General features: G+C 35.9%; 13 protein-coding genes, 2 tRNA genes and 2 rRNA genes. 12 read left to right on the plus strand and 5 right to left on the minus strand.

The window, feature by feature from the left end:
- The 4 genes from rrf (ACFFHK_RS09130) to ACFFHK_RS09145 all read left to right on the plus strand — a co-directional run.
- A 5S ribosomal RNA gene (gene rrf, locus ACFFHK_RS09130) occupies positions 1-105 on the plus strand; the annotation flags it as partial.
- 50 nt (positions 106-155) lie between these two features.
- A 5S ribosomal RNA gene (gene rrf, locus ACFFHK_RS09135) occupies positions 156-271 on the plus strand.
- 12 nt (positions 272-283) lie between these two features.
- Positions 284-360 (plus strand) — tRNA-Asp (locus tag ACFFHK_RS09140).
- Positions 361-375: 15 nt separating this feature from the next.
- Positions 376-451, plus strand: a tRNA-Trp gene (locus ACFFHK_RS09145).
- An 839-nt stretch (positions 452-1,290) separates the two neighbouring features.
- On the opposite strand, the gene ygfZ is transcribed toward ACFFHK_RS09145, so the two are convergent.
- The 4 genes from ygfZ to pnp form a co-directional block, all read right to left on the minus strand.
- Positions 1,291-2,184, minus strand: coding sequence for a CAF17-like 4Fe-4S cluster assembly/insertion protein YgfZ (ygfZ, locus tag ACFFHK_RS09150; protein ID WP_382371723.1), 894 nt, complete (start codon positions 2,182-2,184; stop codon positions 1,291-1,293).
- Between the two features lie 53 nt (positions 2,185-2,237).
- Positions 2,238-4,019, minus strand: coding sequence for a DEAD/DEAH box helicase (locus tag ACFFHK_RS09155; protein WP_382371725.1), 1,782 nt, complete (start codon positions 4,017-4,019; stop codon positions 2,238-2,240).
- 50 nt (positions 4,020-4,069) lie between these two features.
- The gene (nlpI, locus tag ACFFHK_RS09160) at positions 4,070-4,984 is read right to left on the minus strand and encodes a lipoprotein NlpI (protein WP_382371726.1); all 915 of its coding nucleotides are present in this window, start codon (positions 4,982-4,984) and stop codon (positions 4,070-4,072) included.
- A gap of 82 nt (positions 4,985-5,066) precedes the next feature.
- Complete coding sequence (gene pnp, locus ACFFHK_RS09165; RefSeq protein WP_382371727.1) at positions 5,067-7,220, minus strand: polyribonucleotide nucleotidyltransferase; 2,154 nt, start codon at positions 7,218-7,220, stop codon at positions 5,067-5,069.
- A gap of 508 nt (positions 7,221-7,728) precedes the next feature.
- Here pnp and ACFFHK_RS09170 point away from each other — a divergent pair.
- From ACFFHK_RS09170 to ACFFHK_RS09180, 3 genes are all read left to right on the plus strand, one after another.
- Positions 7,729-9,411, plus strand: coding sequence for a transferrin-binding protein-like solute binding protein (locus ACFFHK_RS09170; RefSeq protein ID WP_382371728.1), 1,683 nt, complete (start codon positions 7,729-7,731; stop codon positions 9,409-9,411).
- Between the two features lie 13 nt (positions 9,412-9,424).
- On the plus strand, positions 9,425-11,983 hold the full coding sequence (locus tag ACFFHK_RS09175; protein WP_382371730.1) for a TonB-dependent hemoglobin/transferrin/lactoferrin family receptor: 2,559 nt from the start codon (positions 9,425-9,427) through the stop codon (positions 11,981-11,983).
- Positions 11,984-12,068: 85 nt separating this feature from the next.
- Complete coding sequence (locus ACFFHK_RS09180; protein WP_382371732.1) at positions 12,069-13,508, plus strand: surface lipoprotein assembly modifier; 1,440 nt, start codon at positions 12,069-12,071, stop codon at positions 13,506-13,508.
- Between the two features lie 126 nt (positions 13,509-13,634).
- On the opposite strand, the gene ACFFHK_RS09185 is transcribed toward ACFFHK_RS09180, so the two are convergent.
- On the minus strand, positions 13,635-15,755 hold the full coding sequence (locus ACFFHK_RS09185; protein ID WP_382371734.1) for a TonB-dependent hemoglobin/transferrin/lactoferrin family receptor: 2,121 nt from the start codon (positions 15,753-15,755) through the stop codon (positions 13,635-13,637).
- A gap of 184 nt (positions 15,756-15,939) precedes the next feature.
- Here ACFFHK_RS09185 and hutX point away from each other — a divergent pair, with 184 nt between their 5' ends.
- The 5 genes from hutX (at position 15,940) to glpC (ending at position 21,447) form a co-directional block, all read left to right on the plus strand.
- Positions 15,940-16,455, plus strand: a complete 516-nt coding sequence (gene hutX / locus ACFFHK_RS09190; protein WP_382371735.1) for a heme utilization cystosolic carrier protein HutX — start codon at positions 15,940-15,942, stop codon at positions 16,453-16,455.
- A gap of 14 nt (positions 16,456-16,469) precedes the next feature.
- A complete protein-coding gene (hutZ, locus tag ACFFHK_RS09195) occupies positions 16,470-16,988 on the plus strand; it encodes a heme utilization protein HutZ (RefSeq protein WP_382371736.1) in 519 nt (172 codons plus the stop codon).
- Positions 16,989-17,244: 256 nt separating this feature from the next.
- Positions 17,245-18,918 carry an anaerobic glycerol-3-phosphate dehydrogenase subunit A gene (gene glpA, locus ACFFHK_RS09200; protein ID WP_382371737.1) on the plus strand — a complete coding sequence of 558 codons (1,674 nt, stop codon included), beginning with the start codon at positions 17,245-17,247 and terminating at the stop codon, positions 18,916-18,918.
- Entirely contained in the window at positions 18,908-20,185 is a 1,278-nt protein-coding gene (gene glpB / locus ACFFHK_RS09205) for a glycerol-3-phosphate dehydrogenase subunit GlpB (RefSeq protein WP_382371738.1), read from the plus strand. Before glpA ends, glpB begins: the two co-directional genes overlap by 11 nt.
- Positions 20,182-21,447, plus strand: a complete 1,266-nt coding sequence (glpC, locus tag ACFFHK_RS09210) for an anaerobic glycerol-3-phosphate dehydrogenase subunit GlpC (protein ID WP_382371739.1) — start codon at positions 20,182-20,184, stop codon at positions 21,445-21,447. Before glpB ends, glpC begins: the two co-directional genes overlap by 4 nt.
- Positions 21,448-21,602 lie beyond the last annotated feature (155 nt).

A 21,602-nucleotide genomic window follows, 5' to 3' on the forward strand; every position in this document is an offset into this window, starting at 1 on the left:
GAGTGCAATAGGACCACCTGAATCCATGCCGAACTCAGAAGTGAAATGTTGTAACGCCGATGGTAGTGTGGGAGCTTCCCATGTGAGAGTAGGACACTGCCAGGTTTTATTTTTTAAGTATATTTAATTCGAGTGTATTTAAAAAATAAGAATTTTTTGGCAATAATAGTGCAACAGCTCCACCTGAATCCATGCCGAACTCAGAAGTGAAATGTTGTAACGCCGATGGTAGTGTGGGAAGTTCCCATGTGAGAGTAGGACATTGCCAATTCCTTAATATTGCGGAGCGGTAGTTCAGCTGGTTAGAATACCTGCCTGTCACGCAGGGGGTCGCGGGTTCGAGTCCCGTCCGTTCCGCCATTTATTCATACCAGTAGGGGCGTAGTTCAATTGGTAGAGCACCGGTCTCCAAAACCGGGTGTTGGGAGTTCGAGCCTCTCCGCCCCTGCCATTATTTATTATCTTCTTTATCCCATTTAATTTTTATTTATTATTGTTATTTATCTTAATCTTATTAAATTTTTCCCTTATTTTTATTTTTATTTTTATTTTTATTTTTATTTTTTATTTCTGTTTTTATAATGATATTTATATGATAAGCGAGAAAGAATAATAAAAAAGCATAGCTATAGATTGAATTTCCTGTCTTAGAAAAAGTTGTATTGTAAAATTTTTATCTCATATAAAACACTCCAAAATATAAATAAGCTTCAAACAAAAAAGATTAAATAACCTAATTATCACTGCTAAATTTAGAAGAATATCTAAAATTTAACTGTACTTCTCTTTTATTAATAAAACATCTGCTATAAAAATTTATTTTTGCAACACGCTGATGAGGGTTTTGCGTGTTGTTTGGCGGATTGTTGGTGTTTGCTTGTGGTATCGTTATCGCAGCTTATCACATAACCGCCTGAGCTGATGATTTGTTGCAACATCGGCTAGAATTTCAAGCGGTGCAAGAAACGCATCAAGTGTATATTTCATTTCACCACCTTTTTGGTAGTTGTTTAAATTACCGCCTACGGCTACCGATAATAAGAGTTTTTGCGTTTAATATTAGCAGTTATATAGGGTTAATGCTGAAAATACAAGCTCACAAGTAATAAGTTCATAATGAAAAATATTATTCCTTAAATTGTCCTTTATCTAAATAAGAAATAATAATTATTAACTATTCTCTAATATAAACAGAGAAAATGGAGAAAGATTAACTATTTTTCCCCATATACTTGCTAAAAATAAATATAAAAAACGCTAATTTATTTTTAAGATAAATAAAAACTTGACTTATTCTGTAATAAATTTATTGGCTAATACTTGATATGTTGCACCATTTTCATATAGACGGAAGAGGCTATTTAATGAAATATCCTTATTCAGGACAACTTGGAGCCAAGTTTGTTGATCGTTATAGGTAAAATTAATAATTGTACCCGTACGACGCCAGCCACTTTCTAACGAGATTTCAACAGAATTACCAATTTCAATATCTTCTTGTACATCACTAATTAGTGTAAACATTGCTAATTTATTGGCACCACGATATTTTGCTCGAGCAATGGTTTCTTGTCCAATATAGCAACCTTTACTGAAAGAAATAGCTTGTTCTAAATGTTGTAAATTGAGTGCTTGTGGGATAAATTCCCCTTGGCAGTGAGCGGTAAATAAGGGGTAATTATTTAGGATATTCAGAGCTTTCCATTTATTTTGATCTGCTGTGAAATTACGAGGAGCTTCCGTTAATACTAGATAATATTCTTGTTCGGTTGCTGTAATATGTAAAATCGTATCGGTTTCAGTTTGATAAACTTCTGTGTCAATATTGAGATCTTCTGGTAACTGATCTGCCGTAAATGCGTAAAGAGATAGATCTTTTGTAATAAAGTCTACTTTAGAAAATACAGCATATTTTTTTAATTGATCTAATGCACTTGGCAATAAACTTGCTTCAAAAATAAACCAGAATTGTTGAGAAGAGAATTTAATTAAACGGAATAGCGAAACTATTTTTCCTTTAGGATCACAGTGGGCTGCAAGGGTTGAACTCTTTTCTGGCATTTTCACCACATCACAAGTGAGTTGTCCTTGTAAAAAGGTTTGACTATCTACGCCAGAAATTTCAATAACATGATAATTATCTAATTGAATAGCGAGTTGAGTTATTTTATTTAATGTAGGCATAAATTTCTCCTTAGAGATGAAAAATAGGGCTTGTATTGACAAGCCCTAGTAGATTAACGTTCGGTAAATTTTTTACGACCTTCTTTAAATTTTCGTTCTTTTCCAGCACGCGATTTTTTCTTAAAAGAATCACTATCTCGTTCACGTGATTTTTTACGTGATGAATGATGTTTCTCATCAGAACTGATTGTAGCCGCTTCTAATAAAGACATTTTCATTGGTTTGCCAACGACATAGGTACGTTGGAAATGTTGCAATAATCCTTTTGGCATTTCAATAGGTAATTCAACAGTTGCATGATGTTCATACAATTTAATGTGTCCAATATAGCGACTACTTAAATTACCTTCATTGGCGATTGCCCCAACAATATGTCCTACTTCTACCCCATCTGCACGTCCTACTTCAATACGATAGATATCCATTGGCATACTATTGTAATTTTTTGCTCCACGGCGTTCAGCTGAACGTGGGTTTTCGCGTCTTTCTTTTTCTTTCCGCATTGGTTTAATTTCAGGATCTGGCGGTAGAATTAACTTTTGTTTACCTTGTAATAACATCATCATTGCTGCTGCAATATCTTCTTGAGATTGGTCTGCTGCAAAAATATCTTCAAGTAAGCTGCGATATAGATCCAGATCGTGGTGTTCTAATTGTGCAGTAATTTTTTGTCTAAATTTCTCACGTCTTACTATTTGTAGCTGTTCGTGATTTGGGACTTGTGTCTCATCAACTGTTTTTTTCATTAAACGTTCAATGTTGCGGAGATGACGTCTTTCTCTTGGCTCAACAAATAATAATGCACGTCCAGCACGCCCTGCACGTCCCGTACGACCAATTCGATGGACATAAGATTCTGGATCGAGTGGAATATCATAATTGATGACCAAGCTAATACGTTCAATATCAATACCACGAGCTGCAACGTCTGTTGCAACGAGAATATCTAAACGACCGTTACGTAATTTATCTAGTGTTTGCTCACGTAATTGTTGGGTCATATCGCCATTTAATGCCGCACAACGGAAATTATTGCGTTCGAGAAGTTCGGTAATTTCTAAAGTTGCAGTTTTGGTTCGTGCAAAAATAATTGCAGCATCAAATTCTTCAACTTCTAGGAAACGAATTAATGCTTCACCTTTTTTGAAGCCATTGACTAGCCAATAAGATTGCGTAATATCGGGTGCCGTTTGTTGAGTAGATTGAATCTTAATCTCTTGTGGATTACGCATAAAACGGCGCGTAATGCGACGGATTGGTTCTGGCATCGTTGCTGAAAATAGTGCTGTTTGATGTTCCTCTGGTAACTCAGCCATCACAGTTTCAACATCTTCAATAAAGCCCATACGTAACATTTCGTCAGCTTCGTCTAATACGATTGCTTTTAATGCGCTTAGATCTAATGTTTTACGACGAATGTGATCTAAAATACGCCCTGGTGTGCCAACGACAACTTGGGCACCTTGTTTTAATGCACGTAATTGAATGTCATAACGTTGTCCACCGTATACAGTAACAATATTGATACCTTTTAAGTTTTTGGCAAATTGTTCGCAAGCATCAGCGACTTGAATGGCTAGCTCACGCGTTGGTGCCATAACCAGTAATTGTGGATATTTTTTATCTATTTCAATATGTGTTAAGAGAGGGAGAGCAAAGGCAGCCGTTTTGCCACTACCTGTTTGCGCCATGCCTAAAACATCATTGCCATTTAATAAGTGAGGAATACAGGCTTGTTGAATAGGTGATGGATTAATAAAACCTAAATCTGAAATTGCAGATAAAAGTGTTTCTGGCAGATCTAAATCTGCAAATGTTAAAGTTTGTTCTGTCATGTAAATACCGAAAATATAAAATAATTTTGTTATAAGTGTGTTTGTAATGATTAATTTTGAGGTTTAACTTTAGCTTCTCTTAAACGTGATAACTCCAATAAGGCAAAGCGGTATTCAACAAAGCTATAAACTTGGTTGACCATTGCTAATTTAAAGAGCGTGTTTGCATCTTGTTTGTGTTGTAACATTAATTGCTGCTTGGCTAGATAAAAATAAGTTTCGGTTAATACTTCTGCATATTGAGAAGTTGATTTTTCCGCATATTTTTTCATTCTTTCACGTAGTTCTGTGAGGGAAATCTGCTCTAGATAATATTGCACAATATTTGTTCCCCAATATTCATATGATAATTTGGAGGAACGTTGTTTAAGCAAAGCTAATGCTTGATTTGGATTTTGTTTTAACTCATTAAAATATAACCATAATACACGATAAGGGTTAGTTGTTTCTTCTTGATAAAATTTAAGAAGATCATCTTCTGCTTCTGTATAACGATTAGAGTAATAAAAACTTAAACCGCGATTAAAGAAAGCATAACTATATTGAGGATCAACTGCTAATGCTGCATTGAAGTAATCAATAGCGGTATCATAATCGCCCTCAATTAATGCATAGATTCCTAAGTAATTATAAGCATCTGCCATTTTAGGTTTGAGCTGGATTGCTTGTGAGAAATCAAAGCGAGAAAGCGTCCAAAGACCAAGACTATCGAAGATTACGCCACGTTCAAAATAGAAAGCAGCTCGGTCTTCTCTAGTCATTTTTTCTAATTGCAAAACTTGACTGAGTTTAGCAATCACAACTTCTTGATCCAGATGTTCCTGTGGTTTGGTATCTGAGAAGATAAGCTGTGAATCAGTCCCTAATACACTTAATGGTGAAGTGCTACAACCTACAATCAATAAACATAGGGAGATAAAAGAAAAATAAAAGACTGAACAAATTCTTTTTTGCAACTGACACATGATACTGCCTTAAATAGCTCTAAGCTCAACATTACTGGCAAAAACACCGTGAAGAATCACGGTGTTATTCGTCATTGCTTAATTATGCACTTGCTGAAGATTCCTCAACAACATTCTCTTCATTTGTTACCACTGAATTGTCATGTGTTGGTTGTAAATCTTTCATTGTTAAACGGATACGACCTTGGCGATCAATTTCCACTACTTTCACGGTAACTTCTTGACCAACTTGTAGATAATCGCTTACTTTTTCTACACGAGCCTCAGAAATTTGTGAAATATGAACCAATCCTTCTTTGTTGCCAAGTACAGAAACAAATGCACCGAAATCAACGATACGTGTTACTTTACCTTGATATATTTTGTTTACTTCTACTTCTGCAACAATATCTTCAATTTTCGCCATTACCGCTTTCGCTGCATTGTTATCTGTTGCAGCAATTTTCACCGTACCATCATCATCAATATCGATTGAGGTACCTGTTTCTTCAGTTAAGCTACGGATAACTGCACCACCTTTACCAATGACATCTTTGATTTTCTTCGGATCAATCTTCATAGTATGGATACGTGGCGCAAAATCAGAAATATCGGCACGTGGTGTTTGAATTGCTTGTTCCATTACATTAAGAATGTGCATTCTGGCACTTTTTGCTTGATTTAATGCAATCTGCATAATTTCAGGGGTGATGCCTTCAATTTTAATATCCATTTGTAATGCAGTTACCCCAGTACGTGTACCAGCAACTTTAAAGTCCATATCACCAAGATGATCTTCATCGCCGAGAATGTCTGACAATACGACAAATTTTTCATCTTCTTTCACTAAGCCCATTGCAATACCAGCAACAGCGGCTTTAATTGGTACACCTGCGTCCATTAATGAGAGTGATGCACCACACACTGATGCCATTGAAGATGAACCATTAGATTCCGTAATTTCAGAGACAACTCGAACAACATAAGGGAATTCAGCTAAGGTTGGCATAACAGCAGCTACACCACGTTTTGCTAAACGACCATGTCCAATTTCACGACGTTTTGGAGAACCGATTTGTCCAGTTTCACCAACTGAATATGGAGGGAAGTTATAGTGGAAGAGGAAATGATCAGCTCTTTCACCTGTTAATTCATCAATAATTTGCGCATCTCGTTCAGTACCTAGTGTTGTAATCGCTAATGCTTGCGTTTCACCACGTGTAAAGATAGCCGAACCATGGGTGCGAGGAAGCACACCAGTGCAAATATCTAATGCACGCACAGTATCCACAGTACGCCCATCAATACGCGGTTCACCTGCTAAAATACGACTACGTACTACACGGCTTTCTAATTCGTGAATAATGTCGATGATTTTGCCTTCTGTAATGCTTTCATCTTCGCTATTTTCTGCAAGAATAGTGGCACAAATATCTGCTTTGATAGTATCAATTTGTTCATAACGAGCTTGCTTTTCAGTAATACGATAGGCTTCACCTAAACGGCTTTCAGAAAGCTCTTTGATACGATTAATTAAAGCTTCATTTTTTGCAGGCGCTTGCCATTCCCAGCGAGGTTTTCCAGCTTCTGCTGTGAATTCTTTAATCGCTTCAATCACCACTTGTTGTTGTTGATGACCGAAAACTACGGCAGCCAACATTTGTTCTTCAGTTAAAATATCTGCTTCTGATTCAACCATTAAAACGGCTTTATCTGTACCTGCAACAACTAAATCTAAACGACTTTGTTTTTGTTCAGCCATGGTTGGGTTAAGTACAAATTGATCATTGATGAAGCCAACACGTGCTGCACCGATTGGACCATTAAATGGCACGCCTGATAATGATAACGCAGCAGAAGCACCGATCATGGCAACGAGATCTGGACTAATTTGTGGATTCACTGAAACAACGGTTGCAATAATTTGAATTTCATTCAGGAAGCCTTCAGGGAATAATGGGCGAATTGGACGATCGATCAAGCGAGCGATCAATGTTTCACCTTCAGAAGGGCGACCTTCACGTTTAAAGAACCCACCAGGAATACGACCAGCAGCATAGCTACGTTCTTGGTAATTTACGGTTAAAGGGAAGAAATCTTGTCCTTCTTTAACATCTTTTTTGGCTACGACAGTAACAAAAACACTGGTATCGTCCATGCTTGCCATTACTGCTGCAGTTGCCTGACGTGCAATAGCACCTGTCTCTAATGTTACGGTATGTTGACCGTATTTAAATTGTTTCACGATTGGCGTCACAACTTTTTCCTTATAAAAATAGGTTAAACAAAAAAATGATGTTTTGTAATGACCCGTTTGCGACTAGCAAAAATATTTTCCACTTAAAAATACTTTTGTTAGCCGCACACAAAACGAGGTATCACAAAAACAAGTCATTATAGCGTATTTTTTCTGCTTTTAATGATTTTTCATAAAATATATTTTATGCCTATAAAAAATGGCATCAGCCTTATCGTGGTACCAGTTTGTTGATAAAGCGCTCTTTGATTTATTTTTTCACTAAAATTGCACCTTTACGTTTTGCGTAAAGGTTACTCCATCAAGATTTAATGAAGTTTTCTCTTCGAATTATGCCCTAGTACTACAGTTACAATTTATTTTGCCCACAGTGTAGGAAATCTTACAGGATCTCCATAAAAATCAATAAATGCTAAACAACCATTTATTTTAGCTAAATTGAAAGATAATGATTGACTCTATTTTATAAAATGATAATTATAATCATTAATATTTTTAAGGAGGGCTAATGAAAAAACGATACTTGTCATCTTTTATTTTTGTTTCATTTTTCTTGACTGCGTGTGCTTCAGGAGGAGGAAGTTTTGATGTTGAAACTGTACCAGAATCAAAAGAAATATCTGGGGGAGGAAATAAAACCTCACCAAATTATCAAAAAACAGGGGTTAACGTTAAAGCAGATGATTTTACTGAAATGGGATATAGTGTTTCGATTCCGAATGCCCATATAAAAACCGCAGAATCTTTTGGAAAACTCCAACTGATTGATCGTAATTTAGAAAAGCAATATTTTTCAGCGAATACAAAACAGATTGATCTCAATGGAAAATCCATTTCTCTTGAGATTATTAGTGATAATTGGAAATATTTACAAGATGTACTGAAAACATCAACGTCTAAATACCCCCTTGGTGGAAAAGTTGTTATTTGGGCTGATAGTAAGTTTACGACTTATCTTAAATTATTTGATTATGATGATGCACTAGCTGGATTAATTGTCATTCGCGATGGTGGTGAGGTATTAACATCTATTTTCTATCAAGGTAATGAAAAAGCCACTGAAATACCAATATCAGGTGTATTTACCTATACAGGGAATTGGGCGATAGGAGGACAAATTAATGGTTCAGATACGCTACACTCAGGGCAGAATCAAGGGGATTCCGTTGTTGGCGGGATCACACAAACACAACCTATTTCATTGACGGTAAATTTTGATACAAAAGAAGTATCTGGGAATTTATCGACAACTCAAGCGAGTGAAAACGTAAAACTCTCTTATACATTAAATGCAAAAATTAATGGCAATTCATTTACGGGAACCGCATCTGGGACTTATGATTTTGGCGGTTCAAATGGTTCTGGTACAAGTAAAGCAACTGTTTCAGGTTCATTTTTTGGTGAGAAAGCGAAGACATTAGCAGGGCGAATAAATAGCAATGGTAATGAATTTGCGGCGACGTTTATTGCCTCTCGAAATGGAAGCGAAGAGGTTAAGAGTGATGGTCATCTGTTTAATACAAAGCTTCTTTCTTATGTCAATGACAATAATAAGGTTATTTTAGGTGAAGAACGCTCAAGTAATTTCTCTGGAAATATTAATAAATTACAAGTTGATGGTGTTATTTTTGATTTAATTTCTGAGCAAGTGTGTTGTGCCGAAACTGAATTTATGAAGTATGGTAAATACATTATTCCTGCTGAAAATGGTGAGCAAACAGATATAACTAAAGCGGGGTTCTTTCTCCAAGGATTACAAACACCAATTTCAGAAATTCCTACCTCAGGCGAATCGCATTATCAAGGAAAATGGTATGGATATGGTTACGCTGATTCTACAAATAGCAATGGTGCATTATTCAGTAAATCAGAACTTGATGCCGTATTTACTGCAAATTGGGACAATAAATCTTTAACAGGAAAACTTTTTAATGATAACCAAAATATTAATGGTGATGGTGTCATTAATATTACTTCTACGATTAACGAGCAAGGTTTCTCTGGCAAAGCAACGATAACAGGGTTAGCAATAGATACAGCAAAAGATGCAAGTAATACCCAATATATAAATGGTGAAGCTAATGTTAATGGCTATTTTTATGGCAAAGATGCGAATGAACTAGGCGGGACTATCCGTAAAACAGATGGCTCATTTAGTGCAGTGTTTGGCGGAAAGCAAATTAGTAAATAAAAGGTTAGAAATTATGAAATTAAATTATTCATTGCTTGGAATTAGTACTACATTTTTAGCTTGCTCATTAAGTTATGCAGAGAATATATACGACGATCAACTCGATACGATAGAAGTTAATGCAGAACAACAAGTAGGAAGCCAATATAAATCTGCTGATGTAACAGGTCTTGGGCGTGTGAAAAAAAGTATAGAAAAATTACAACAAGAGCAGGTAGAAAATGTCCGAGATCTGACTCGATATGATCCTGATATTAGTGTCAATGAGGCTGGTGGAAGAGGAACCTCAAGAGGTTTTTCTATGAGAGGTGTAGAAAAAGAGCGTATTGCTATTGATGTCGATGGTTTAACAAGCGCCCCTATTTTACGTAGAGATGATCCTACCGCTGGAAAGCATCGTGTTTTTTCATCTAGCGCTTCAATTAATGAGGTGGAATATGAAAATCTTAAAGAAGTTGATCTGCGTAGAGGATCCTCTTCTGCTGAATCAGGAAGTGGTGCTTTAGGTGGTTCGGTAAGAATGGTAACTAAAGATGCAGCAGATTTTTTTGCCAATGAAGATGACAAATTTGCAGGGCGTATTAAAACGGGATATACATCAAAAGATGGACGTAAAACCGTCTCTTTGGCTGTTGCTGGTAGACATAATGGGATAGAAGGGTTTTTACAATATACTAAACGAAAAGGACATGAGGTTCGCTCTCATAACGATTTATATAAGTCAGGGGGGGGGGAAATTAGATATTATTCTCCAGCAGCAAATGCAACGCTAATTAATACGCATTTGAATGCAAAAGAAATTAGTGGTGAAGGAAGAAAAGTACCAAACCCGTTAGAATATACAAGTGATTCTTTCTTATCAAAAGTAGGATACCATTTTAATTCATCTCACTATGCAGGTTTAGTTATTGATTATACTACACAAACATATGCTCTAAGAGATATGTTCCTCCCAAATTATTGGCACCCACGAAGTGATGATTATCCTAATTTATTTGATTTTGAAAGTGTGCCCGATATTGTTCTCCCTTATACCCCAGCCCGATTCTATATTGATCAACATAAGAATAATCGTTTAGGTTTAGAGTATAAATATACTGCATCAAACCAAGCGGCCATTTTTGACAGTGTATTCATTCGTCTAGATAGACGTAAGCTTAGTCTACAAAGTGAAGCGTTAACATTAAATTGTTCTACTTGGCCGTCAATAGATAAAAATTGTTGGCCTTCCGATACCAATTATCAACGAGGTATGCTGGGTGATCGTCATGTCAGTAAACTAACAGAAAGGGATATACGTTCTGATATTAGCTTGGCGAAATCATTCCACACAAAATCAATTCAACATCAATTCCAAGTAAAAACGGGAGTCATTAATTCGACTTACATTGTTGATAATTTTTGGCAGAAAACGCAAAACTTAGAAAAAAGTGCTGAAGAAAATAGAAAAAATGAAACTCACTATTTTACTTATGGACCGCATTCAACAGGAGAAATGAAAGGAAAAAATATTTTTATTACGCTTTCCGATCGAATTGGTATTACAGATAATTTTTCTGTAAGCCTTACAGGGCGTTATGATTATCAAAAATATTCAGCTAACCCGACGGCAGATCAACAAAAAGTAGGGATAACTTTTGCACAAGCTAAATATAATAATATTTCTTGGGATTTTGGTTTAGCGTATCAACCAACAAGATATTTAAATTTAACTTATCGATTGAGTAGCGGTTTTAGAAATCCGAGTATTATAGAATTGATTGGCCCAGGTTTTAATAATGAAAGATTTAATGCGAATTCAGATAAACAGGGCTCCTTATCTACTGAAAAATCATTGAATAATGAAATTGGGCTTGAATTTAGTAGTGAGCCAGTAAATATTTTAGCGAGCTATTTTGTAACGCGATATCAAGATATTATTGGTCGTGCAGCAATTTATTATTTAAATGCTGATGGTAGTGTTGACTCAACAAAAACAGGTTACGCTACATCAGATTTATATTTTAACTTATATAACTTTACCACGCATGGTTTTGATATAAAGACGACTGTTGATACCCATTCTGTATGGAATAAATTTCCTGAAGGATTATTATTAAAAGCAAATGTTGGGGTAACCAAGATAAAGAAAATGGAACCCATTCCAGCTAAATTTGGTATTGCATCATCTTATTCTTTCGACGCAATTCAACCCCTTAGAGTTATTTATGGTATTGAATATTATGCGCCAAGTGAAAAATGGGGAATTAGCATATTAAATACTTATTCAAAAGGGAAAGATCTCTCTGAATTATTATCCTCTTCTCGTCAAAATACATTAAATACTGTAGGCGCTAGAGTGGCTAAAATTAAGACACGAAGTTGGCGTACTACAGATTTAACAGGTTACTATAAATTCAAAGATTTAACACTAAGAGCGGGTATTTATAATTTATTTAATTATCGCTATGTTACTTGGGAATCTGCACGTCAAACAGCATTAGGTACAGAAGCAAGGCAGTCAACAAATAATTATTCTGTATTAGCTGCGCCTGGGCGTAACTTTTACCTTAGTGCAGAATTTAAATTTTAGAAAATGCCTTAGAGATAATCATGAAAAGATGATTATCTCTCAAGAAATACTCATATCTCCAATGAATTTCAATTAGAATATCTTTATGAAAAATTATCTTTTTATTATGCTCTTATTCTCATCTTTAACCTTAGCTCAAACCTCAAATAACTATATTAACGATGTTAATACCCCTGAAAGAGAAATAAATATAATACAACCTATAAGAAAAGAGATGCCTTACCAGAAAATAAGTCCAAATGAAGAAACGCTAACAATAAGTAAAGAAGATTTAGATAAATATCCAGAAATTATTGTTAGAGCATTAATACCCGTGTTAATTAAAGCTGATGCGGATAAAATAAAGTTATTGCTACCTATTTACCAGAAGAAAAATAATGTAGATGATAATATTGTTTTGTGGTCAAAAGCTATTCTTGCTAGACAAGAAAGAGATTACAGTACTTCAGTTATTCTATATCGAAAATTATTAAATCATTTGCCATTAACTGTCGTTAAATTTCAATTCGCAGAGACATTGTTTTTTAATCAGAATAATGTTGAAGCAAGGGATTGGTTTAAGTCATTGCTTAATGAAGATTTGCCTATTAACCTAAAAAATATTATAGAAAATTATTATCTATTAAGTTTAGAGAAAAGAGATGCCTTATTAATATCAGGTGGGGCTAATTATCTATATGAAGAAAATATTAATAATGCTCCACCAGAAAATGTTAGATATTATGGGTTCAAACCTTGGAAAAAAGAGAGTGGGAAAGGAATTGGATATCAAATAGGGATAAATAAAAGATTTTCTTTGCCTAAAGGATTTTTTAGTGAGTTATCAAGTAAGTTATCAGGAAAATATTACTGGGATAATAAAAAATATAATCAAATTGAATTAAGAAATACCCTCGGAATGGGGTATCAAACTGCAAAGTATCAAATAAGTCTAAATCCATTTTTAGAAAATAGATGGTATGCGGGAGGGGCATCTGGAAAAGGAAAGTTAAGATCATACTCAGAGAATATAGGGGTTAATTTAAACTATAAAAATATATTTTCTCAAAATTGGCAATTATTCAGTCAATTTGAATATGCTAAAGAGAATTACCAGCAACGAAAATATCTTAATGGTAATCATTATTTAATATCTAATACATTGTTTTATATACCAACTAATAAGCAATACTGGTTTTTTAATGTCGCTTATGATAAAGCTAATACGCAAGATAAAGATGATTCTTATTCTAAAGTGGCAATGAAAATTGGTTGGGAAAAAGAGTGGCAATTCAATATGGCTACCAATATCAGTTTTACTTATGCGACTAAAAAATATAAAAGTCCAGGGCGTCTTTTACCCACAAAACAAAAGAATAATGAACGTATAATAAAATTTAGTGTATGGAATAAAAAAATTAATATTTTGGGGATTACACCTAGGCTAACTTGGATATATCAAGATCAAAATAGTAATCACCCTTTTTACCAATATAATAAGCACCAAGTGGTTATTGAAGTTAACAAGAGTTTTTCTTTATTTTAAAAATGAAAAATAGTTGATAATTATTGTTTCTAATGATTATCAACTATTTTATCTACTAGATATGCAACATCAAAAGATTAAAACAAGAAATATTTTTATAATGATCAAATAGTATTTGCAAATGTTTTAGAACTTATAAGTTACACTGAGTTTAACATTACGACCTGCTTCTGGTATTAAGCTATACGCTGGGGTATAGGCTTTATCAAAGAGGTTATCAATGCCGAAATCAACTTGTAAGTTTTGCCATTCACCTGATTTTGGGGCATAAGTTGCGTTTAAGCCAACAAGTGTATAAGAAGGATATGGATCGGCATTATTGGTATATTTTTGGGCAAAATAATGGCTTAATGTCGCTCCAATATTAAATTTATCACGGATTAAATCATAATTTGCGCCGAAGATAATTTTTTGTTCATTCGTATCTTCTAATGTTTTACCTGTCTTCATATCTTTAGCTTTTAATAGACCATAACTTAGGTAGGTTGACCATCTTGCCGCTAGGTAGTTGCTAGTGAGTTCGACTCCTCGTAAACGTGCATTTTGTACATTTTGATATTGAAATTTGGACGGTACTGGACCTAGTTTCTCAATGGTTTCTAGCTTTATAAGATTTTGTATATCATTTTGAAAAAGGGTAACGGAAAAATTTAGCTGATCTTTTTCTTGGAAAATAGCATTCCAATGTAAATTAGCATTTAATTCTTTATTTTTGGCAATTTCTGCTTGTAAATTAGGATTGTTCGCAAAGGTTGCCGCAATGACTCTTCTTCCGCCAAATCCAAAGTGATAGCCAGAGATGTATTTTTCTTGGATACTAGGCGCTCTAAATGCTTCACTATATTTTGCAGCTAATGTTAACCATTCTGTTGCTTGAAAACTTAATGTTGCAGATGGAGAAATATGATTGCCTTTATAAGATTCTTCGCTATGTTTTTCAGAGGTTTTATAGGCGTCAAAACGAACAGCAGGGGAGAATATCCATTGATCATTTAATTTAATATGGGTTAATAAATAGGCTCCCCAAGCTTTTGCTTTAGCATTATAAGAGTTTGGGCGATATTTTGCTGTTTGTAGATCAGTTGCTATTGTGCTATCACCATCATATTCTTTTTTTTCACGAACCGTTTTGGCATGATCCTGATAAAAATCAATGCCATAAATTAAACTGATTTTTTCAAATTCTGATGTGTTACGTAAATTAAAACCATAAGTTTGATACTGCGTTGAGTCAGCGGCATGAGTGCGTTGGTTAATTTCGCTTTCTTTTGTGTGGTTAACATAAGCTGTAAATTCACTATTAATGAGTGCCGAGGCAGGATTAAAGAGATAACGAATTGATAAACTTTTATCAACTACTTTTTGTTGTGCTAAATCTGAGGTTCCGCCTAATTTTGCGTAGAGAGTGGCAGGAGAAACGGTACTTCCTGGTGAGTGAGCAGCGCCAATATCAGTATATAAATCTCTCGGAGTATAAGGGGCAAACATTTCATTATTATTTGGCGCAAGTTGCTTACTTACAGTTTGACGTGCGTTGAGTTCAAGGCGTTGTGCATCATTGATTTGCCAGCCAAATTTTAATAGCCCACCCTGTTGTGTTAAACCGCTATAAGGAAGATCCCCTAATTTGCCACCTAAACGAAGATCAGAATTTTTATTGCGTATTCCTTGAATTAAAATATCTATATTATCTGTTATGCCATAAATTGCCGCACTGGTTGTCGAAAGAGAATTGGCTGATTGGTAGCCTTGGCGAATAGTTATTCCCCATTTTTCATTCTCTTTGAGTAAGTCAAAGGTATTGACTGTTCGAGTGGCGACAACACCGCCTAATGCTCCACTTCCCCATAGTGTACTTGCTGGACCTTTTATTACTTCAATTTGTGCCAACATTGAGGTTGGAACAAAATAAGATCCTCTATGCTCTAATGCAAAATTTTGCCGTATCCCATCAACGATTTGCACAATACGACTTCCGCCCATTCCACGAATAATTGGCTGTTGCGCTAATGCTCGAGAACCTCCACTAATGGAAACATTGGCTAAGGTTGAGATAGCATTTGCCACACTAGTCGCCTGCTGTTTATTTAATTCATTTTTACTGATTACTGTTAGGGTTGCTTGTTGTTTAGCTTGTTCTGTTGGATCTCGTAACGCAATGACATTGATTTCCTCAAGTTGATCAGCTGCATATGCTGGTAAAAGAGTTGCAGAAATTAGTAAGATAGAGATTTTAGATAATTTCATTTCATCGTTCCCATTTTAATTTAGATCAAATGATGTAAAACAGTTTGAAAAATCCTACTTTGATCTAAATTACCTGTCAATCTAATTGATAATAATTTTTATTTATATTGATGTATGCTGTAATCAGCATTAATCATCATGATCTGGTTGATTAATATAAATAATATCTATGAGGAACGTTGTTATGTTACTTAAACAACAAATTGAAAAATACCTAAATGAAAAGCCTAGTCTTAGCACTCAAGAATTAGCCAAACAGTTGGATAAAGCTGAAGGCGAAATAATACTCGTATTACCAGAAAATATGCTTTCTATCATTGATGGTTCTTATAGTGAGCAGATTCTTAACGAATTACCGCAATGGGGACAGGTAACAACGATCATTGAAAAAGCAGGTTCTATTTTTGAAATTAAAGAAACTTTTCCTATTGGTAAATCTGCTTATGGTTACTATAACCTCAACCTTGGACAAGAAAGCCAAGGTGTTTTTTATGGTCATTTGAAATTAGATCAGGTCAAGTATATAGCATTAGTGAGTAAGCCGTTAAGAGGGAAAGCTACGCACGCCATTATTTTTATTTCAGAACAAAAGCAGGTCATTTTTAAAATCTATCTTGGGCGTAATGAGCAAGGGGAAATTTTCCCAGATCAACTGGAGAGATTTAAACAACTTACTCAATTTATTTCACATTCACAATAAAAGGATAATTTAATATGGGAGAGCAGCAACTTCGTTTACAAGAGCGTATTGGCACAGAAATTCAAGAATTAAAACAGCAATGTAAAACATTGATGTTATCAACGGTTGATGAAGAAGGAATGCCTAATATTAGCTATGCGCCATTTGTAGCGAACAGTAAGGGATTTTATATCTTCATTTCAGATATTGCTCGTCATGCGAGAAATTTAAAAGTAAATGGTAAAGTGGCTATGATGTTGATTGAAGATGAGCAAAATGCGCGTAAAATTTTTGCGCGTCGTCGTTTATCTTTTAACGCATCGGTGGAGATTGTGCCTTTTGATAGTGATGAATGGAAAAAGGGCATAGGGGCATTACAACAACGGCATGGTGAGATCGTGAATGAACTAGCGAAAATGGCTGACTTTACTTTATTTAATTTATTACCTATAGAGGGGTTATTTGTGAAAGGATTTGGGCAAGCTTATACGATTAGTAATGAGGATAATGTTGATGTTGTGCATTTAGCGCAAGGGCATCAAAAACGTAATTAATTTTCTCAATTTCTATCTATTGAAAAGTACCGAACTATTTTAAATAGCTCGGTACTTTTTTATTTTGCGAAAGATATTGATGTAAGAGGTAAGTGTTGTTATTGAATATATTTGCTAGAAAAGTGTGATCTAGTTTGCATATTTGTTCTTTTTCAATCAAGTTTTGATTTTTTATTTTCTTTTTGAGTTAAAATACCTCTAAATTTTCGTATTGGAATAATTTGTTATTTTTTCTTGGGTGTTGGAGGCTTCAAATATGACAAATCAGCAGCTAAATTCAACCACACCGAATTGGGAAACAGACGTAATCATTATTGGTGGTGGGGCAACGGGTGCAGGGATTGCTCGAGATTGTGCGTTAAGGGGACTTCGTTGTATTTTATTGGAACGTCGTGATATTGCGACGGGGGCAACAGGACGTAATCACGGATTATTACATAGTGGTGCGAGATATGCCGTTAATGATCATGAATCTGCGGAAGAGTGCATAAAAGAAAATATGATTCTAAAACGGATTGCACGCCATTGTGTAGAAGATACAAAAGGGCTTTTCATTACGCTGCCAGAAGATGATCTCGCTTATCAAAAAACCTTTATTGATAGTTGTCAAAAAGCAGGTATTGAAGCCATTCAGATTGAACCTGATTTAGCAAAACGTTTAGAACCCTCAGTAAATCCTACATTGACGGGGGCAGTGGTAGTACCAGATGGCACAGTAGATCCATTCCGTTTAACGGCAGCAAATATGCTAGATGCAAAGGAAAATGGTGCCACTATTTTCACTTATCACGAGGTAGTAAAATTATTGCGTGAGGGTGATCGGGTAATTGGCGTGGAAGCCTTTGATCATAAACGAAAACTACAGACAAAATTTTATGCGCCTATTGTGGTGAATGCGGGCGGTATTTGGGGGCAAGGTATTGCAGAATATGCTGATCTGAAAATTAAAATGTTTCCAGCCAAAGGATCATTATTGATTATGGGACATAGGATCAATAATTTAGTGATCAATCGCTGCCGTAAACCAGCTAACGCTGATATTCTAGTACCAGGTGATACCATTTGTGTCATTGGGACAACCTCTGATCGTATTCCTTATGATCAAATTGATAATATGATTGTTACTCCTCAAGAAGTAGATGTGCTGTTTACTGAGGGAGAAAAGCTTGCCCCTTCATTACGTCATACTCGGGTGCTACGTGCTTATGCGGGGGTTCGTCCGCTTGTTGCAAGTGATGATGATCCGTCAGGACGAAACGTGAGCCGTGGTATTGTGTTGCTTGATCATGAAGCACGTGATGGGCTAAAAGGCTTTATTACCATTACTGGTGGTAAGTTAATGACATATCGCTTAATGGCAGAATGGGCAACGGATTTAATCTGTAAAAAACTGAACCATCAAGCAGAATGCAAAACAGCGATCCAACCTTTACCTGGTTCTCAAGAAAGCACAATAGAAACGCATCAACGAATTGTGTCTATTCCAAATCCAATCCGTATTTCGGCTATTTATCGTCATGGTGCGAGAGCAGATCGCTTATTAGCAGAACAACGTCTCGATCGTAGCCTAGTGTGTGAATGTGAAATGGTTACGGCAGGTGAAGTGAAGTATGCGGTTGAAGAGCTTGATGTGAATAACTTAGTGGATTTACGCCGACGTACTCGTGTGGGCATGGGGACTTGCCAAGGAGAACTTTGTGCTTGTCGAGCAGCAGGATTGATGAGTCGTTTTAATGTGATTTCCGCAGAACGCTCAACAACTCAGCTCTCTTCTTTCTTGGAAGAGCGTTGGAAAGGGATTGAGCCGATTGCATGGGGCGATGCGGTCCGTGAAGCAGAGTTTAGTAGCTGGATCTATTTCAGTTTATTAGGGCTAAAACAGATCAATCCACAAGTAACAGAACAGGGGATAGATAAAAATGAATTTTGATACAGTGATTATTGGCGGTGGATTAGCTGGCTTACTTTGTGGGATCAGGCTCCAACAACAAGGGCAACATTGTGCCATTATTACAGCGGGTCAAAGTGCAATCGACTTTTCTTCTGGTTCATTAGATTTATTAAGCTTTCATGCAGAGCAGCCAGTTGAGAAGTTAGCAACAGGATTAGATCAATTAGCAATAACTTCCCCACAACACCCATATAGTTTAATTGGTACAGGCTCTGTTTTACGTTATGCGCAACAATTTCAACAATTAGCGCAACAGTTGCAATTAAATTTAGTGGGTGAGGAAGAACAAAATCATTACCGCGTTACTCCATTAGGTTCATTACAACCTGCATGGTTATCACCGCAACAAGTACCAACACTGCCAATGACAGGGGAAAAATTCCCTTATCATTCATTAATGATCTTAGGGATTGAAGGTTTTCATGATTTTCAACCACATTTGTTGGCGGCGAATTTGCAGCAGTTAGCGCAATTTTCTGAGTGTGAAATTCATCATACCTTGTTACATATTCCTGAGTTAGATCATTTGCGTACTAATGCACGCGAATTCCGTAGCGTTAATATTTCGCAAGCACTAGAACATAAATTAAATTTCCATGAGTTAGTAGCAGAAATTAAACAAGCTGTGGGGCAAGCGGAAGCGGTATTTTTGCCTGCTTGTTTTGGACTAGATGATGAAAGTTTCTTTGAACAGCTAAAACAAGCAACAGGTTTGGCGCTCTTTGAATTACCGACACTGCCACCTTCCTTATTGGGGTTACGTCAACATTATAAGTTACGGCGTGAATTCCAGCGTTTGGGCGGGGTATTGATGAATGGTGATACCGTACTACGCAGTGAGTTTGCTGGAGATAAAGTGAGTGAAATTTATACGGTGCAACATGAAGAAATGCCATTAACGGCAAATAATTATATTCTGGCTACAGGTAGTTTCTTTAGTAATGGTTTAGTTGCGCGCTTTGAAAAAATCATTGAACCAATCTTTGATGTTGAGTTGTTAGCCGATAGTGATCGTTTACAATGGACAACTCACCGTTTTGCTGATGCACAACCATATCAATACTATGGTGTAAAAATTAATGCGCATTGCCAAGTAATGAAAGCAGGAAAAATCGTACCAAATCTGTTTGCCGTTGGGGCAGTGGTGGGTGGTTTTAATGGCTTACATCAAGGCTGTGGTTCGGGGGTATCTATTGCGACAGCTTATAATGTGGCGGAGTATATTTTAGCGGGAGGTCAGCAATGAATTTACAACAATTAATCGCACAAGCTGAACAAACTCACCAACAACCTTATCACGATTCAAGTTTTGAGAGTTGCATTAAATGTACGGCGTGTACGGCAGTTTGCCCAGTATCACGTAATAATCCAGCGTATCCAGGACCAAAGCAAGCAGGTCCAGACGGTGAACGCTTACGTTTAAAAAATCCATTACTTTATGATGAAGCACTTAAATATTGTACTAACTGTAAACGCTGCGAAATTGCTTGTCCATCAGGTGTGAAAATTGGTGATATTATTGTGCGTGCTAGAGATCATTATGGTAAAGGCAAGGGGAAAAGTAAAATCCAAAAATTACGTGATGCGATTTTAAGTAATACTGATTTAATGGGAAAAATGAATACGCCTTTTGCGCCGATCGTGAATACCATTACAGGATTAAAAGCGACTCGCTTCTTGTTGGATAAAACGTTAAAAGTGGATCAACGCCGTAGCTTACCCAAATATTCATTCGGTAGCTTCCGTAATTGGTATAAGAGAAATGCTGCGGAACAACAACGTTTATATCAAGATAAAGTGGCGTATTATCACGGCTGTTATGTGAATTACAATAATCCTGAATTAGGTAAAGAGTTGATTAAAGTCTTTAATGCGATGGATATTGGGGTTGTGTTGCTTGAGAAAGAAAAATGTTGTGGTTTGCCTTTGATGGTGAATGGTTTTCCACAAAAAGCGATGAATCAGGCAGAATTTAATATCCAACAACTTGAGAAAGTGGTGGCAGAGAAAAGTCTTGAGATTGTTGGGACTTCTTCAAGTTGTACGTTAACCTTAAAAGATGAATATGAGCATATTCTTGGCAAAGATAATAGCAAGGTAAAAGGACATATCAATTTAGTTACTCGTTATATTTATAAATTATTGGCAAGTGGTGAAAAAACATTACCACTTAAACCATTACCATTGCGTGTAGCTTACCATACGGCTTGTCATATGGAGAAAGCGGGCTGGGTACCTTATACTATTGAGTTATTAAGAAAAATTCCTGGATTGGAATTGGTTATGCTGAATTCACAATGTTGTGGGATTGCAGGAACGTATGGCTTTAAATCAGAAAATTACGCCACTTCACAAGCTATCGGTAATTCTTTGTTCCAACAAATTGAAGCAGGGAATTTTGATTATGTGATTACAGATTGTGAAACCTGTAAATGGCAAATTGATATGTCAACGAGCAGAACGTGTTTACACCCGATTACGTTACTAGCGATGGCATTGGAGAAGTAAGCGATTTATTTTAGAGAGAAAGGTGAGGTAACTCGCCTTTTTTTATTTGATTCTTTATAATCCTGATAGTCGTTTGATTTCAAAATAATTCTGCGTTACTGTGCCTTGCTGTCTAAACTTGTTTTGAACTTAACGATTATCAATGCGTACAACCT

It is taken from the genome of Gallibacterium trehalosifermentans (assembly GCF_042433055.1).
Lineage (GTDB): Bacteria > Pseudomonadota > Gammaproteobacteria > Enterobacterales > Pasteurellaceae > Gallibacterium > Gallibacterium trehalosifermentans.

What these genes read in the sequence shown, in the direction of transcription:
- ACFFHK_RS09155 (WP_382371725.1), bottom strand. Translation starts at nt 4,019, where the DNA reads ATGACAGAACAAACTTTAACATTTGCAGATTTAGATCTGCCAGAAACA.
- glpC (WP_382371739.1), top strand. Translation starts at nt 20,182, where the DNA reads ATGAATTTACAACAATTAATCGCACAAGCTGAACAAACTCACCAACAA.
- ACFFHK_RS09180 (WP_382371732.1), top strand. Translation starts at nt 12,069, where the DNA reads ATGAAAAATTATCTTTTTATTATGCTCTTATTCTCATCTTTAACCTTA.
- nlpI (WP_382371726.1), bottom strand. Translation starts at nt 4,984, where the DNA reads ATGTGTCAGTTGCAAAAAAGAATTTGTTCAGTCTTTTATTTTTCTTTT.
- glpB (WP_382371738.1), top strand. Translation starts at nt 18,908, where the DNA reads ATGAATTTTGATACAGTGATTATTGGCGGTGGATTAGCTGGCTTACTT.
- ACFFHK_RS09175 (WP_382371730.1), top strand. Translation starts at nt 9,425, where the DNA reads ATGAAATTAAATTATTCATTGCTTGGAATTAGTACTACATTTTTAGCT.
- ACFFHK_RS09170 (WP_382371728.1), top strand. Translation starts at nt 7,729, where the DNA reads ATGAAAAAACGATACTTGTCATCTTTTATTTTTGTTTCATTTTTCTTG.
- glpA (WP_382371737.1), top strand. Translation starts at nt 17,245, where the DNA reads ATGACAAATCAGCAGCTAAATTCAACCACACCGAATTGGGAAACAGAC.
- hutX (WP_382371735.1), top strand. Translation starts at nt 15,940, where the DNA reads ATGTTACTTAAACAACAAATTGAAAAATACCTAAATGAAAAGCCTAGT.
- ygfZ (WP_382371723.1), bottom strand. Translation starts at nt 2,184, where the DNA reads ATGCCTACATTAAATAAAATAACTCAACTCGCTATTCAATTAGATAAT.
- ACFFHK_RS09185 (WP_382371734.1), bottom strand. Translation starts at nt 15,755, where the DNA reads ATGAAATTATCTAAAATCTCTATCTTACTAATTTCTGCAACTCTTTTA.
- hutZ (WP_382371736.1), top strand. Translation starts at nt 16,470, where the DNA reads ATGGGAGAGCAGCAACTTCGTTTACAAGAGCGTATTGGCACAGAAATT.